This is a genomic window from Duganella sp. GW822-FHT06D06 (assembly GCF_058799615.1).
In genome coordinates this window covers 78,693-94,508 of the sequence record NZ_JBXALQ010000016.1, presented here as the reverse complement: position 1 = coordinate 94,508, position 15,816 = coordinate 78,693, and the positions used below count along the sequence as shown (strand labels likewise).

13 protein-coding genes are annotated in these 15,816 nt (G+C 62.2%); 2 read left to right on the top strand and 11 right to left on the bottom strand.

Annotated elements, in window-relative coordinates; translation table 11 throughout:
* The first annotated feature begins 18 nt into the window (after positions 1 to 18).
* Positions 19 to 1,581, top strand: a complete 1,563-nt coding sequence (locus AC1RMD_RS24405; RefSeq protein ID WP_492930250.1) for a hypothetical protein — start codon at positions 19 to 21, stop codon at positions 1,579 to 1,581.
* 9 nt (positions 1,582 to 1,590) lie between these two features.
* Here the strand turns inward: AC1RMD_RS24405 and AC1RMD_RS24400 are convergent, their stop codons facing one another.
* The 8 genes from AC1RMD_RS24400 to AC1RMD_RS24365 form a co-directional block, all read right to left on the bottom strand.
* The gene (locus tag AC1RMD_RS24400) at positions 1,591 to 1,947 is read right to left on the bottom strand and encodes a hypothetical protein (protein WP_492930248.1); all 357 of its coding nucleotides are present in this window, start codon (positions 1,945 to 1,947) and stop codon (positions 1,591 to 1,593) included.
* A 139-nt stretch (positions 1,948 to 2,086) separates the two neighbouring features.
* Complete coding sequence (locus AC1RMD_RS24395) at positions 2,087 to 2,434, bottom strand: energy transducer TonB (protein ID WP_116993399.1); 348 nt, start codon at positions 2,432 to 2,434, stop codon at positions 2,087 to 2,089.
* A gap of 66 nt (positions 2,435 to 2,500) precedes the next feature.
* Positions 2,501 to 2,839: an energy transducer TonB gene (locus tag AC1RMD_RS24390; RefSeq protein WP_217945846.1), complete on the bottom strand. Its 339-nt coding sequence runs from the start codon at positions 2,837 to 2,839 to the stop codon at positions 2,501 to 2,503.
* 102 nt (positions 2,840 to 2,941) lie between these two features.
* Positions 2,942 to 4,690: a methyl-accepting chemotaxis protein gene (locus AC1RMD_RS24385; protein WP_492930246.1), complete on the bottom strand. Its 1,749-nt coding sequence runs from the start codon at positions 4,688 to 4,690 to the stop codon at positions 2,942 to 2,944.
* A 347-nt stretch (positions 4,691 to 5,037) separates the two neighbouring features.
* Positions 5,038 to 6,063 carry a tRNA dihydrouridine(20/20a) synthase DusA gene (gene dusA, locus AC1RMD_RS24380; protein ID WP_492930244.1) on the bottom strand — a complete coding sequence of 342 codons (1,026 nt, stop codon included), beginning with the start codon at positions 6,061 to 6,063 and terminating at the stop codon, positions 5,038 to 5,040.
* 66 nt (positions 6,064 to 6,129) lie between these two features.
* Positions 6,130 to 6,369, bottom strand: a complete 240-nt coding sequence (locus AC1RMD_RS24375; protein ID WP_492930242.1) for a type II toxin-antitoxin system HicA family toxin — start codon at positions 6,367 to 6,369, stop codon at positions 6,130 to 6,132.
* A gap of 2 nt (positions 6,370 to 6,371) precedes the next feature.
* Entirely contained in the window at positions 6,372 to 6,698 is a 327-nt protein-coding gene (locus tag AC1RMD_RS24370; protein ID WP_492930240.1) for a hypothetical protein, read from the bottom strand.
* An 87-nt stretch (positions 6,699 to 6,785) separates the two neighbouring features.
* On the bottom strand, positions 6,786 to 7,367 hold the full coding sequence (locus AC1RMD_RS24365) for a helix-turn-helix domain-containing protein (RefSeq protein ID WP_492930238.1): 582 nt from the start codon (positions 7,365 to 7,367) through the stop codon (positions 6,786 to 6,788).
* Between the two features lie 35 nt (positions 7,368 to 7,402).
* Here AC1RMD_RS24365 and AC1RMD_RS24360 point away from each other — a divergent pair, with 35 nt between their 5' ends.
* Complete coding sequence (locus AC1RMD_RS24360; RefSeq protein WP_492930236.1) at positions 7,403 to 7,870, top strand: GNAT family N-acetyltransferase; 468 nt, start codon at positions 7,403 to 7,405, stop codon at positions 7,868 to 7,870.
* Here AC1RMD_RS24360 and AC1RMD_RS24355 read toward each other — a convergent pair whose 3' ends face one another.
* The 3 genes from AC1RMD_RS24355 to typA all read right to left on the bottom strand — a co-directional run bounded on the left by AC1RMD_RS24355 (position 7,871) and on the right by typA (position 15,776).
* A complete protein-coding gene (locus AC1RMD_RS24355) occupies positions 7,871 to 10,108 on the bottom strand; it encodes a DUF3141 domain-containing protein (RefSeq protein WP_492930234.1) in 2,238 nt (745 codons plus the stop codon).
* A 137-nt stretch (positions 10,109 to 10,245) separates the two neighbouring features.
* On the bottom strand, positions 10,246 to 13,371 hold the full coding sequence (locus AC1RMD_RS24350; protein ID WP_492930232.1) for a TonB-dependent receptor: 3,126 nt from the start codon (positions 13,369 to 13,371) through the stop codon (positions 10,246 to 10,248).
* A 572-nt stretch (positions 13,372 to 13,943) separates the two neighbouring features.
* Positions 13,944 to 15,776 carry a translational GTPase TypA gene (typA, locus tag AC1RMD_RS24345; protein WP_492930230.1) on the bottom strand — a complete coding sequence of 611 codons (1,833 nt, stop codon included), beginning with the start codon at positions 15,774 to 15,776 and terminating at the stop codon, positions 13,944 to 13,946.
* Positions 15,777 to 15,816 lie beyond the last annotated feature (40 nt).

Here is a 15,816-nt window from a genome sequence, read left to right as displayed (position 1 = left end):
ATCGAGGAGCTTTTCGTCATGCCACTCACTTTCAAAGAAGAGATAGAGCTGCAAGCGGCCTTCATGCACATCAAGCGCGAGCGCAAGGAGTCGCTCAAGGCCATGTTCGGCGGCACGCAGCTCAAACCCAAGAGCCGGCTGGAGGACGCCAAGACGCTGGCCAAGGAAGCCAAGGAGTGCAAGAAGAAAATTGGGGCGATCCCGGGCGTGGCGGTGCCGCATTTCAGCATTCCGCAGCTGAACATCGACCTGTTCAAGGGACTGGACCTGCGCGGCCTGGTGGACTTCCGGATCCCCGCCATCGGCCTGCCGAACTTCGACATCAACCTGATACCCGACATCCGGCTGGGCGCCATCCCCGGCTTTAATTTGCCGACCGTGCGCTTGAACCTGAAGGGCTTGATCAAGTTCAAGGACCTGCTGCCGGATATCTCGCTGCGCGCGCTGGTGTTCAAGATCGGCCTGACGTTCCCCGAGCTGAACATGCCCTCGCTGCTGTTCGACCTGAGCAAGATACTGAACCTCGATTTCGACGTGGCCTTCCCGCGCATCCGCGACCTGTTCCCGGATTTTTTCAAGATCGACCTGAACGTCAGCCTGCCGCACCTGGCGATCCCGGACCTCAGCCTGCCCAACGTCAACCTGCCCACGCTGGACCTGCCCAGCATCAACCTGGGCGAGATCGACTTCAGCAAGATCCACATCCCCGGCTTCGACTTCCCGACCATGCTCAAGGTGCCGGGCTTCGACAAGGTGCTGCGGCTGCTGTTCGAGCTGTTCGATTCGCTCGACATCGGCGTCATCCTGACCGAGCTCGGGGTGGAGTTCATGGCCGACTTCATCAGCTCCGCCTTGCCGCTGGTGCAGCAAGTCAAGGCCGGCGCCAAGGCCGCCAGCAACTGGGGCACGGCGGCGATGGACTGGCACAAGGCGCAGAAGACCACGGTGCAGCGCGGTTTCCTGCTGCCGGGCGACGCCCGCGACGCCTGCGACGCGGTGGCCGCGCTGCTGCGTACCAGCCGCAACGAGCACGCGGCGCTGGCGGCGATCCAGACCACGCAGCTGGCGGTATCCACCGCCGGGCTGTTCGCCGACCTGGGCGGCGTGACCGGCCCGGCGGTGGCGGCCGCCAGCGCGATCGCCACCACCTGCCAAAAGATCATGATCATGGGGGCGCGCTACAAGGAGATGAAGAAGGTCAACCTGGTCCTGAGCACCTCGTCGATGGACGCGCTGAGCTCGAACATCTTCCTGGTGTCGCCGCTGCTGGGCTGCTACTACCTGGCCAACAACAGCACCAGCAGCGTGCTCAACATCCTATGCAACAACATCATCGAGGATGGCTGGATGGCGCAGTGGGAACAGAACAAGCGCCAGCACCTGGATCCGCTGCTGACGGAGTGTGCGCGCTTCATTTCCGAATCGCGCTACGTGCTCGATCCGGTACGGCAGAACAAGGGCATGTTCGTCGAGAAAAGCGGCATGGACAAGCTGAAGGAAGGCCTGACCCTGTACCTCAAGAAAAAGGCCGGCATGGCGCCGGCGCACGCCCGGGTGGCCACCCACAAGTACGTGGGCTGAGGCTTCCGATCAACGGCGGTGGTGGCCGTGGCCGCGGTGGCCGCGGTGGCCGCCGCAGCACCAGCGGCCGAACGAGAAGTCCAGGCCGATGCTGACCGGCGGGTAGTAATAGGCAGGCGCAGGCGCGTAGTACACCGGCGCCGGCTGGATGTAGGTGGTGGTGTAGGCCGGCTGGTTGACATAGACCACGCGCGAGCTCGGCGCCGGCGCTTCCTCGTAGTAAGTGGTCGACGGCGCGGCCGATACGGTGTGCCACTGGTAGGGATCCTGCACGACCCGGGTGCTGGTGGCGTAATAGCCGGGCTGCTGGACGGCGCAGCCGGACAGGGCCGCCACTGCGGCGGCAACGGCGATGATGGTTTTCATGGCACTCCTCCTAGTTTCAGAGTGTACTATATAAGCAAGTGCGCGGCCGCAGGAGCCCGATTACAGCTTGTTACATCGCTTGCGACAGACGAAAAAAAGGAAGCGCATGCGCTTCCATTTTTTGATACTGCCGGGGGAATTAGTCCAGCTTCCAGGCGTAGTCGACCTTGGTCCAGGTTTCGGCGGGGGCGCCGTCCTTGGTGCCCGGCTTGAACTTGCAGGCGCTCAGCGACTTGATGGCCGCCTTGTCCAGGTTCTTGAAACCGCTGCTCTTGTCGATCTTGGAGTCGGCCACGCTACCGTCGGCCTTGATCAGGAAAGACATCGACACCGTGCCCTGCTCTTCGTTCATCAACGACGCTTTCGGGTACTCGGCCTTGCAGGTTTTGGCATCAAAACTGGCCGGGACTTCGGCAGCAAACGCTACCGGTGCGCTCGAAACGAGCACTGCTGCGATCACACTTAACCAACGCTTATTTGTAGACATGATTTCCCCAAGTGTAGATATCCGGCACTCAGGCCGCGCGGAGCCGCGCAGCCCGGTTGACACTGATTACAGCTTCCAGCTGTAGTCGACTTTGGTCCAGGTCTGGGCGACTGCGCCATCCTTGGTGCCCGGCTTGAACTTGCAAGCGCTCAGGGCTTTGATCGCAGCCTTGTCCAGATTCTTGTAGCCGCTCGACTTCTCCAGCTTGGACTCGACGACGTTGCCGTCGGCAGCGACCAGGAAGGACATGGTGACATCGCCTTGCTCTTCGTTGATCAGCGATGCTTTAGGGTATTCAGCCTTGCAGTTCTTGGCATCCAGCGATGCTGGCACTTCGCCGGCGAAGGCGGTCGAAGCGGCGGACAGGATGACGGCGGCGAATACACTGGTCGAAAACTTATTCATTTCACAATTTCCCAACTAAATTATTATTAAAAACTGGTTTATCGAATCCCACAGCGGACCTACATGCCGCGCAAAAGCGCGACGGCAGACTGCGGCAAAGTTTTAAAACTCTTCCCACTCATCGCTGCTGGCTGCGCTAGCTGCCGAGGCGACTTTCTTCGGTTTGGCTGCTGCCGAAGGCGCCGGCGCGGAGGCCAGTTTCTTGACAGGAGCACGGGCAACGATCGGCTTGATCACTGCCTTGGCGGCGGCAGGCTGGTACACCGGAGCCGACACGCGCTCCTCGCCGTCCACCAGTTTGAAGATGCTGACCACGCGCGACAGTTCGGCGGCCTGGTCTTGCAAGCTTTGTGCGGCGGCGGCGGCTTCTTCCACCAGCGCGGCATTTTGTTGGGTCATGCTGTCCATCTCGATGATGGAGTGGTTCACCTGCTCGATGCCGGCGCTCTGTTCCTGGCTGGCGTTGGCGATCTCGCTCATGATGTCGGTCACGCGGCGCACCGAGGCCACCACTTCGTCCATCGTCACGCCGGCCTGGCCGACCAGCTTGGTGCCGGCGCCGACTTTTTCCACCGAGTCGTCGATCAGCATCTTGATTTCCTTGGCGGCGCCAGCGGAACGCTGGGCCAGGTTGCGCACTTCCGACGCCACCACCGCGAAGCCGCGGCCTTGTTCGCCGGCGCGGGCCGCTTCCACCGCCGCGTTCAGCGCCAGGATGTTGGTCTGGAAGGCGATGCCGTCGATCACGCCGATGATGTCGACGATCTTCTTGGCCGAGGCGTCGATCGAGCTCATGGTGTTGACCACTTCCGACACCACTTTGCCGCCCTTGATCGCCACGTCCGACGCTGCCGAGGCCAGTTGATTGGCTTCGCGGGCATTGTCCGCATTCTGTTTCACGGTCGAGGTCAGTTCTTCCATCGCCGAGGCGGTTTTTTCCAGCGAGCTGGCCTGCATTTCGGTACGCGACGACAGGTCGATATTGCCGGCGGCGATTTCACGCGAGGCGGTGCCGATGGTTTCGGTGCCGGAACGGACCTGGCCCACGATGTCGACCAGGCTGTTGCGCATTTCCTTCATCTCGGACAGCAGGCTGTCCCTGTCGTTGCCGTTGGTGTCGATGGCGATCGACAGGTCGCCCTTGGCGATGCTGCCGGCGATCGAGGCGGTGTAGTCAGGTTCGCCGCCCAGCTGCTTCAGCAGGCCGCGGGTGATGATGTAGGCGGCGGCCACCGAGATGGCGACCGCCAGCACGCCCAGGATGATCATGAAGCTGCGGGCGGCCGAGAAGCCGGCGGCGGCGTCGGCCTGCACTTGCGCGTTCAGTTTTTCTTCCAGCGTGCCCAGTTGATCGAGCGCGGCCATCCATTTTTTCTGGGCCGGGCGGATTTCCTTGATCAGGACCTTGGTCGCTTCTTCGGCCTTGTTGGCCAGCCACAGTTCGGACGCCTTGGCGATGGCCGGCATGGCGATCGCCTCCTGCTCCTTGACCGTTGCCAGCAGCGCTTTTTCTTCAGCGTTGGCTTCGGTGGCGAACTGCGCGCTCAGTTTATTCTGTGCATCGGCGTACTTGGCCGCCAGATCCTTGATGCGGTTCATGTCCGGTTCCATGTCGGCGGCATCGGTCATCAGGGTCAGGATGCGCAGCGAGGTCACGCGGTCGCCCACGTTGGAACGCATGTCGACCACCAGGCGCGACACGACGTTGTTCACCGAAATCACGTGATCCAGACGATCCTGAATCTGTGCCATGCGGAAGATACCCACGGTGGTCACCGCCACCAGGAATAAAAGAACCAGCGCGAATCCAAGACCCAGGCGCGTTCCGACTTTCATTTTTGCTAAATTCATTTCGTCTTCTTCGTAATTGACACAGTTGATAAGAGTGCCCTGGAAAGTCTCGTCTCGTGCACGACACCATCCACCCGGCCCTTGCTGCTAGGTAATATCTATGACAGTAGCAAACAATGACTGCGAATGCAAAAACTTGCCGCTCCACCGGCAGCCTGCATGTAGTTTTACCGCACTATACAAACGTGAAATAAAGGTGGATATGTGTGTATATTCAGGAATTATAGATGCAAATTTTGCTTCAAAGCAAGCAAAACCTGCCTCAAAAATACGCAAACGAACTTTCTGCGTGGAAATACCAACAGTCCGATATATTGTTTGCCAGAAACGCCAGTTTGTGCTGTGAACTACGCAGCAATACGTAGGCGGGCAGCAGCTTCGCGCAGCAAATCGGCGTCGCCGAGGGCGAGTTTTTTGGAGTCAGACAGAACCTGACGGAATGCACGGGCGCCGGGCAGTCCGGTCATCAGGCCCAGCATGTGGCGGGTGATGGTGTTGAGTTTCAAGCCGCGGGCGCCGTGCTGGGCCAGTTGGGCTTGAATGTAGGGAATCATGGCTTCGAGCACTTCGTCGCGGGTCTTGGGGGCGCGCGCGTCGCCGTAGTAGCGCTGGTCGAAACCGGCCATCACGAAGGGGTTGTGATAGGCCTCGCGGCCCAGCATGACGCCGTCCAGGTGCAGCAGATGCTCGTCGATCTCGGCTTCGGTCTTGATGCCGCCGTTGATAATGATTTCGAAGTCAGGAAAATCGCGCTTGAGCTGGTAGGCGAATTCATACTTCAGCGGCGGCACTTCGCGGTTCTCTTTGGGCGACAGGCCCTTCAGGATGGCGTTGCGCGCATGCACGATGAAGGTCTTGCAGCCGGCCTCGGCCACGGTGCCGACGAAGTCGCGCACGAAGTCGTAGCTTTCGGTCTGGTCGATGCCGACCCGGTGCTTGACGGTGACGTCGATGCTGACGGCGTCGCGCATGGCCTTGACGCAGTCGGCCACCAGTTGCGGCTCGGCCATCAGGCAGGCGCCGAAAGCGCCCTTCTGCACGCGCTCGGACGGGCAGCCGCAGTTGAGGTTGATTTCGTCGTAGCCCCACTTCTCGCCCAGCTTGGCGCTGGTGGCGAGGTCGACCGGATCGCTGCCGCCCAGTTGCAGCGCCACCGGGTGCTCTTCATCGTTGAAGCGCAGGTGGCGTTCGACGTCGCCGTAGACCAGCGCGCCGGTGGTGACCATCTCCGTGTACAGCCAGGTGTGCTGGCTGATATGGCGGTGGAACACGCGGCAATGGCGGTCGGTCCAGTCCATCATCGGCGCGACGGACAGGCGGCGGCTCGCTTTCACGGGCGCGGTGTCGGTGGTCGGCAGGTTGATGATGGTCATGGCGGCAACTATGGGAATCGCTTGGGGGTCGTCATTATACAGCGGAGTGTGCGGCCGCGCCCTTGCCTAGTAACGCGCTGCATAAAATGCCTTCTTTGTTACCCCAGCCTGACGCGCCATCGATTCGATCAACATCTGACTGAACGGTGCTTTGGGACAGTCCACCGTCACCTTCCACAACCGACCGTTTTCCTCTTTAACCCATTGCTCATGCGAAGAACCCTTTTGGTCTCGGAGCTTGAAATTAAGGTTGGCCAGGATTTTCTTAACGTCCTTGCAGGTGAGGGGTGGATAGATGCTGCTCAAGATCAGGCTGGAACCAGCGGTAACGGTTCAGTGTATGCTTTCTCGTTGCCACCGGTACTGCCAAGCAAGCGGCGGCGTGCAACGCCCAACCAGTATTTGATCCAATATTTCGCTGGTGCGCGCCGCGCAGTAAGCAGCTCTCGGGCGTAGGTTCGATCCTCGCCGACCAGCGCGTCGCGAACATACTCTTTAATCTGGGACTCAAGGATGCGCCGAGCGTCCTCTAAGGTCTCGGCTTGGGCGGCAAGAGAAAATTCAAGATTTATCAGCGACCACTGCCCGTCCATCTTCTCACCGTAAATACGTAACAACAGACGTGAGGTTTTCATAGCACTTCTCCGAATTTCACTTGCTCGATAGTATATCAATTTGCCTTGCTTGATACTCTCGGGCCTTGTCATGAGTCAGAGGATGGCCTATGAGAATGTCGCAAACGGCAGCGTCACCAGGCCGACCAGGTAGCGCGCCGGGGTCTGGCCGGGATTGGCGTAGCTGATGTGCTGGTCTTCGCGGATGGCCAGGCAGTCGCCCGCCTCCAGCCGCCAGTGCCGGTCGCCGGCGCTGATGTCCATCACGCCGTCCAGCAGCCAGACTTGCTGGTGGACGTCGGCGTCGCGCACCACCTGTTCGTAGGTCACGCGCTGGCCCGGCGGGAACACCACCTCCACCAGCTGCAGCGGCGAACGCGCGGCCGGCGACAGCTGCCGCCGCACGTAGCCGGAGGCCGGATCGGTCCACACCGGCTGCTCGGCCGCCCGTTGCAGCGGCGACGGCGCGGCCGGCTCGCCCTGCCCCGCTTCGAACAGGGCGGCCAGCGTGACGCCGAGCGCGCCGGCCAGCTTGTCCAGCACGGTGGCGGTGGCGCTGCTCTCGCCGCGCTCGATCAATGAAATATTGGAGCGGCTCACGCCGCTGCGCTCGGCCAGCGCGGTCAACGACAGCCCGCGGCTGTCGCGCAAGGCCAGCAAGCGGCTGGCAATGAGTTTGTTGATATCCATAAAATCCATTATACTGGATTTTACCATCCATTAAAATGTCCACCACCATGCACATCGCCTTTGAATCGCCCGACCAGCCCGAAGTCATCGCCCTGATTGCCGACCTCGACGCCTATCAACTGAGCTTGTACCCGCCGGAAAGCGTGTACGCGCTGGATTTGCCGTCGCTGATGCAGCCGCATGTCCGCTTCGCGGTCGCGCGCGATGCGCACGGCGCCATCGTCGGCTGCGGCGCCATCGTGCTGACGCCGGAGTACGGCGAGATCAAGCGCATGTATGTGCAGCCGGCCGCGCGCGGCCAGGGACTGGCGCGCGGCGTGCTGGCCTTGCTGGAACAGGCGGCGCTGGACCACGGCTGCCCGCAGCTGGTGCTGGAATCCGGCCCGTCCCAGCCGGAAGCGTTGGGCCTGTACGAGCGCCACGGTTTCCAGCGCTGCGGCCCCTACGGCGATTACCCGGACGATCCGCTGAGCGTCTTCATGCGCAAGCCACTCGGCCGCTGATCAGGCCTTGGTTTTCTTGCCCACCACCGCCAGCTTCGGCGTGCGCGTCTCGAACATCGCCGCGATGCGCTCCAGCCGCGCGGCGCCGTCGCCGGTCAGGGTGCCGGTGGCGCCGGCCACCTGGCGCACGATGGCCAGCGCCGTCGCCCGCGCCTTCGGATCGTCCGGCAGCAGCAGCGGCAGGTCGCGCACCGCCGCCTCCTCGTCCACCTGCAGCATCAGGTATTGCTCGCGCAAGATGGTCTTGAAGTGGGTGACGCTGAGCTCCTTGTCGTCCGAGGTGCGCAGGCGCAGCTGGCGGATGGTGGCGAAGGCGCGCTCGTCGGCGGCGCTCATCTCCGGGCTGCGGTAGATATACAGCAGGCCGCGGATGATGGCTTCGGTGACGCCGCCTTCGGCCGTCTTCAATGCCGCCGCCGCGCGGTGCGCGTTCAGCATCGACTCGCGCGCGATGTCGCGGCCGATGCGGCGCGGCCGGCCGCCGTCGGTGCGCAGACCCACCAGCGCCTGCAGCAAGGGCGAGCCGTACATATCGAGGAAGAATTTCTCGGTGGCTTGGTCGCGCTGGTCGCGGTAGCGGTCCAGCGCATCGACGATCTGCCGCGACATCGCTTCCTGCATCTGCAGGAAGACGTTGTCCGCCGCCACCGGACGGCGCTCGGCGCGCACTTTGGCGGCCATCTCCGGGATGCCGTCGAGCAAAGGATTCTTGCTGGAGAACATGCGGTAGCGCAGGCGCAGCGGATGCGTCTCGCGCTGCTGTTCGGCGCTAGCTTCGGTGACCATGGACTTGACCAGCGGACTGGCGAAAGTACGGTACAGGCCGGTGTTGATTTCCGACACGCGGGCCACGGTGGCGAAGCGGCGTTCGTCTTCGATATCGTTGCCGCCCAGCGCGCGCAGCACATCCAGGCCGCGCCGCTCGAAGCGCATCACGTAGTCGCCGGCCCCCATGTCGCCGGCGGCGATTTCCGCCTGCAGCATTTCCTCGTCCTTGTCGAGGAACACCGCCTCGTACAGGCCGGGCGGCATGATGTCGATCATGTCCATCGCCGCCGTGAATTCCTCGTGCTCCTTGTTGGCCACCGAGGCCGAGACGAAGATGCCCAGGTGGCCTATGCTCTGGTGCATCGAGTAGATGATGGTCTGGCCGCCGGCCACCAGCGCGGCGTCGTCCTCGTACAGGTCGAGCACCCAGCCCAGCGCCTGCTGCGGCGGCGTGATGTCGTCGCCCCACGAGCAGAACACCACGATCGGCGACTTGATGTTGCGCAGGTCGATGCGGTGGCCGTTGCTGTCCATCAGCGCGGCGTCGCTCAGGCGGTTGCCGACGAACAGCGAATCGGCGATGTACTGCATTTCGCCGGCGTTCAGCAGCACCGGATTGCCCCACCACTTTTCAAATTCCAGGAAGCGCTCGGCCTCGGTGTCGATCTTCGAGTAGACGTTGTAGTTCTTGCTCCACAGCGTGTTCGACGGATTCATTTTCTCGAAGTTGGCGACCAGTTGCGCGCCGTCGAAAATGCCGTTGCCGAGGTCGCCTGCCAGCGCCGTCATCCAGGTGCCGCCCAGCACGCCGCCCAGGTAGCGCAAGGGGTTCTTGCCGCGCACGCCGGCCCAGTACGACAGCGGCGCGCCGGCCAGCACCAGCGGCCCGACCAGGTCGGGATTGAGGGCGCTGGTCATCATGATCTGCCAGCCGGCCTGGCAATTGCCGATCAGCGCAGGCTTGCCGTCGGCCAGCGGGTGCAACGCGGCCACCTTGGCGATGAACAGCGCCTCGGCGCGGCACACGTCCTCGATGGTCTGGCCCGCCACCGGCTGCGGCAGGAAGCCGACGAAGTAGCACGGATGGCCGGCCTTGAGCACCACGCCGATCTCGCTGTCCTGCTTCATGCCGCCGATGCCGGGGCCGTGGCCGGCGCGCGGGTCGAACACGATGAAGGGCCGCTTGTGCGGATCGGGTGTGACGCCGTCCAGCGGCGTGATATACAGCAGGCCGTAATTGACCGGACGCTCCAGGTGGCGGCCGTCCATGATGGTGTCGAACTCAAAGCTCAGCACATGGGGGGCGATCTGCTCGTGGCGGTGGTTGCGCTCGTCGCCGCGCTCGCGCAGCACATCCATGAACAGCACGCTGCGCTGGCAGGCGTCGACCCAGTAATCGGTCGCCTGCTGGGCCAGCGCAAAGGGATTGCCGGGCCATTGCGGCCACGGGTTGGTCTTGTCGTCGCTCACGGCACTTCCTCCATGCGGTTTATGCTGCCATGCATCAAAGTACCCCAGCCCCAACGAAAACGCAAACGAAACCCACGTTACGGCGGCGCATAAAAAAACCGCAGCCGAGGCTGCGGTTTTGTCAGGCTGCGCGCGGATCAGAACTTGTGGTTGTATTCCACGGTGAACTTGGCCGAACGCGGGGTCTGGAAGGTGGTGAGCTGGTTGTAGCGCGGATCGATGACCGTGCTGTCGCCGGCGTCGTAGGCGGTTTCCTGCGACAAGGCGCTGCGGCCGTTGAGCGCATTGAACACTTCCAGCTTCAGCGACAGGCCCTTGGCATAGGCAGGCGCATAGACCAGGTTCAGGTCCAGGCGCTTTTCCCATGGCAGGCGGCCGAGTGTACCGCGTGGCACGGCAACGCCGCCGCAGCTGAAGTACTCTGGGCCATAGCCGGGACCGCCATACTCGATGCCGTTCGGGTAGGCCGGGTCGACGCCCTGGTCGGCGGCGTCATTGGTACCCAGGCAAACCACCGGGCGACCGGACTGGACCAGCAAGTTGCCGCCGACCGACCACTCGGGCGTGAGCTGGTAGAAGCCATACGCCTTCAGCTGATGCTTGCGGTCGTTAGGCAGCAGGCCATCGTTGCCCGGAGCGAACTCAGGGAAGTCCCAGGCGGCCGAGGTGCCGACGTCCTTCTGGCCGGTGTCGGAACGGGTCTGGCCTTCCATATTGCCTTTGCTGCGCGACAGCGTGTAGTACAGCTTGCCGTACCAGCCGTTGCGCAGCGGGTGTTCCAGGAAGAAGTCCAGCGCGGCGTAGCTGCGGCTCGCTTCCGGTTCGCCGATTTCGGCGGCCGTGAAGTGCGCCATCTGGCCCTTGCCGGTCACCAGCGGATTGCCGCTGGCGTCGTGGCCGTCGACCCATACCGACACGTCCTTGCCCGGATTGTAGATGAAGCAGTTCATGAACAGCGTGTTGTGCACTTCGATGCCGTGGGCCTGCGCAAACGCATACAGCGGACGGGTGTCGCAGCTGTCGTCGATGCCGGCGCCCAGCTTGCGGAAGGTGCCCTTGACGCCGAAGTTCAGGTCCGGGCTGTAGGCCTTCTCGAAGCCCAGGGTGATTTCATCCTGGTAGTTCGGCTTCAGGTCGGCGGCCACCACGGCGCGCGGGTTCTTCAGCGTACCGTATTCGCCGTCCACCGAGACCGGCACGTTGATGGCGCGCGCGCCCAGCGGTGCGCCGGTGCTTGGATCGACGCCGGTGTAGGTGAAGTCCTGGGTGGTCAGGGTCGAGCGGCTGGCGGCACGGGCCGCAACGCCGGTTGGCAGTTGCAGGAAGTAGCGGCCGGCGCTGCCGAAGACCTTCAGCGAAGCGTCGCCGTTCACGTCCCACGAGGCGGACAGGCGCGGCGCGATTTCGTTCTTCATCTCGATGAACTTCTCGCCGTCGCCGTTGGTGTTGCTGTAGGCGTCGTTACGGATGCCGGCGGTGACCAGCAGCTTCGGCGTCACTTGCCATTTGTCCTCGAAGTACTGGGCGGACTGGGTGGCCGAGGCGTCGGTGATCGAGCTGAAGACGCTCTGGCGCGCATAGTAGCCGTCCACGCCGGAACCACCGAAGTTGGCGACCACGCCAGGACGGGAACCCGACAGCGGCACCGGCTGATTGGCTTTGCCGATGCCGACGAAGCGGTAGGTCCACGAGGAGCCGCCGCTGGTCGAGTAGCCGGCGCCGATGGTTTCCATCTTGCTCGAATCGATACCGGCGCGCAGCAGGTGGGTGCCGAGTTTATATTCCAGGTCCAGACGGCCGGATTTGACTTCGTCCGAGCCAGGACCGGCGCGGCTGCCGGAGAACACATTGTAGTTGCGATACAGGCTGGACGGCACCTGCGGCCACTGGTTGGCGGCGGACGTGACGCCGATGCTCGGTGGCAGGCCGGCCGAGCTGCCTGAGTAGGCGCCGCCGACCTCATAGCTGGTGCCGCGCTCGGTTTTCATCCTGCCGTACAGGCCGTTGATGGCCAGGTCTTCGGTGATCTGGCCGGTGTACTTCAGCATGTTCAGCACGGCGCCTGGCGTGTTGTTCGGGTAGGCCGGGTCGGTGGCGCCGAGGTTCTTGCCGGTGGCCGAGTTGTACAGATTGCCGGTCGGAGTGCCGTCCAGCATCGCCGCGGCGTTCGGGTTGTTCGGGTTCAGCGTGAAGCCATACTTCTGGTAACGGGTGCGGTTGCTGTTGCCGGCGCTGGTGAACTCCAGTCGATGGTCATCGGTGATGTTCCAGTCCAGCTTGCCCAGCCAGCGGTTGTCCCAGCTACGGTTGGAGTTGAAGCCTTGCTGGCCGATGGTGATCGGGTTGGTCACCGTGGTGACGCCGATGTACGAATCCTTGGTGATGGTCTGGTCGACCGAGACGAACATGAACAGCTTGTCCTTGATGATCGGACCGCCGACGTAGGCGCCGTACTCGTTGGCCGTGATGCTGCGGGTATCGTAGCGATTGTCCAGCTTGCCATCGGTGGTGACGTTGTTCTTGTCGCCGGTGACCGGGTAGTACAGGTTCTGGCGCTTGGCGCGCAAACCGTTGGGCTGGACGCTATAGGTGGCGCCGGCTTCCCAGGTGTTGGTGCCGCTCTTCGACGTGATGCTCAGCACGCCGCCGATGGAACGGCCGTATTCCGCGCCGAAGCCGCCGGTCAGCACCGACGCCTGCTGGATGGCGCCGAACGGCAGTTCAAACGCGCCCAGCTGAGACAGCGAATTGGTGATCGGGAAGCCGTTCAGGTAGAACGCATTCTCCGACTGGCCGCTGCCGCCGAAGGAGGCGGTGTTGCCGTAGGCCGAGTCGCCCTTGGTGGTGTTCGGCGCCAGCAGCACGATCGAGTTCAGGGTTTGCTGGACCGGCAGCTTGGCCAGGTCCTTGGCGGTGAACACGGCGCCGTTGTTGGTGTTGGAGACGTCGATGCGGTTGCGGCGGCCGGTCACCTGCACCGCCGCAACTACGGCGCTGAACGAGGCATTGCTGCCCTGGCCCGCCAGCACGTCGATCTCCATGCTCTGGGCGACTTTGCCGTCGCGTACCAGCTCGACGCGGTAGTGGCCGGCCGGGATGTTGGTGGCCGAGTAGCGGCCGCCGGCGTCGGCGCTGATGCTGCGCTTCAGTCCGGTCTCCGTGTTGGTCATGGCGATGGAGCTGCCCGCGGGCGACTCCACCGTACCGAAGATAATCCCCGAAGCATTCGACTGCGCCATGGCCGGCTGAACCACGCCGGTCATGACGACCGCCGTGCCAAAGGCAATGGTTAACGCGCGAGCGATAACAGTTTTTCTTAACATGTGATTTCCCAATTTTCCGATTTGAAAAAAGCTTGGTTGACGGCCGGTACGTGGGTTAGCACGTCCGACCGCCACCAGCTCTGTTTTATATTTGCCCCAACTTTTTCCAGTCACGGAAACGCCTGTTTGACGCCCCCGTTGAAGCTCGCTTGCGATAAGCAAGGCAAGCTCAAGCATTGATAAAACCACGGGGCCTAAAAAAGTGTCAATTGCGCATGCTACGTTTCATCACCAAAACAACGTTTATTTTTATGTCATATTGTAACGCACCATTTTGGTGCAAAACTCCCTATGACGGGGCAGGCAAAATCTCTGATTTGCGAAACTATATTAACTAAATTGGATTATCTGCCGCATAAAGATATATTGATTTCTCATATCACTGAATTATGCTTTGCCGGCCGCGTCCCGAAAATCGCCGGTTTCATAGGCGGAAATGACAAAAAGCCGCCCAGTTTGCACTGGGCGGCTTTCACGCCGTAACGGCGGTTTGAACTGCTACGTAAGCGGAATTACGCTTCGCGCGATGCCTTCTTGCGCTCGTGTTCCTTCAGGAAACGCTTGCGCAGACGGATCGATTTCGGGGTGATTTCCACCAGTTCGTCGTCGGCGATGAATTCGACTGCGTATTCCAGCGACATCTGGATAGGCGGCACCAGGCGCACCGCTTCGTCGGTACCCGACGAACGCACGTTGGTCAGCTGCTTGCCCTTGATCGGGTTGACGACCAGGTCGTTGTCGCGCGAGTGGATGCCGATGATCATGCCTTCGTACACCGGGTCGTTGTGGACCACGAACATGCGGCCGCGATCCTGCAGTTTCCAGATGGCGTAGGCGACGGCGGCGCCGTCGTCCTGCGAGATCAGCACGCCGTTGCGACGGCCGGCCATTTCGCCACGGGTGTTGTCCACTGGCGCGTATTCGTCGAACACGTGCGACATCAGGCCGGTACCGCGGGTCAGGGTCATGAATTCGCCCTGGAAGCCGATCAGGCCACGTGCTGGAATCTTGTATTCCAGACGCACACGGCCTTTGCCGTCCGATTCCATGTTCTGCAGGTCGCCACGACGACGGCCCAGTTCTTCCATCACGCCGCCCTGGTTGGCTTCTTCGACGTCAACGCTCAGCTGCTCAAACGGCTCGTGGCGCACGCCATCGACCATCTTGAACACCACGCGTGGACGCGACACGGCCAGCTCGAAGCCTTCGCGACGCATGTTTTCGATCAGGATGGTCAGGTGCAGTTCGCCGCGGCCCGACACTTCAAAGATGGTGTCGTCGTCGGTCGGCGCTACGCGCAGGGCGACGTTGGCTTTCAGTTCGCGGTCCAGACGGTCGCGCAGCTGACGGCTGGTGACGAACTTGCCTTCGCGGCCGGCCAGTGGCGAGTTGTTGACCATGAAGTTCATGGTCAGGGTCGGCTCGTCGACGGTCAGCATTTCCAGCGCATCCGGGGTGTCCGGCTGGCAGATGGTCGAACCGATGCCGATTTCGTCGATACCGTTGATCAGCACGATGTCGCCGGCGACGGCTTCGTCAACCAGCACGCGCTCCAGGCCCTTGAAGTTCAGCACCTGGTTGATGCGGCCCTTGATCGGGGTCGAGTCAGGACCGTTCAGGACGATGACGTCCTGGCCGGACTTGATGCGGCCGCGCGAGATACGGCCAATGCCGATCTTGCCGACGTAGGACGAGTAGTCCAGCGAGGTCACTTGCATCTGCAGCGGGCCGTCTGGATTGTCGTCACGGACCGGCACGTGCTTCAGGATCGCTTCGAACAGCGGGGTCATGTCGCCTTCGCGGGTTTCCGCGTCCAGGCTGGCGTAACCGTTCAGTGCCGATGCGTACACCACCGGGAAGTCCAGCTGCTCGTCGGTGGCGCCCAGTTTGTCGAACAGTTCGAAGGTCTGGTTGATCGCCCATTCAGCGCGCGCGCCCGGACGGTCGATCTTGTTGACCACGACGATAGGCTTCAGGCCCAGCGCCAGTGCCTTGCGGGTCACGAAGCGGGTCTGCGGCATCGGGCCTTCCTGGGCGTCGACCAGCAGCAGAACCGAGTCCACCATCGACAGCACGCGTTCCACTTCGCCGCCGAAGTCGGCGTGGCCTGGGGTGTCGACGATGTTGATGTGGGTGCCTTCGTACTCAACCGCGCAGTTCTTCGACAGAATGGTAATGCCGCGTTCTTTTTCGAGGTCGTTCGAGTCCATCACGCGGGTTTCAACTTGCTGGTTTTCGCGGAAGGTACCGGATTGACGCAGCAGTTTGTCCACCAGGGTAGTTTTACCGTGGTCAACGTGGGCGATGATGGCGATGTTGCGAATTGCGCGTTTTGTAGTAGACATGGTCGTTATATTTGCTGAAAAACTGCGGGTGCGTACTTAT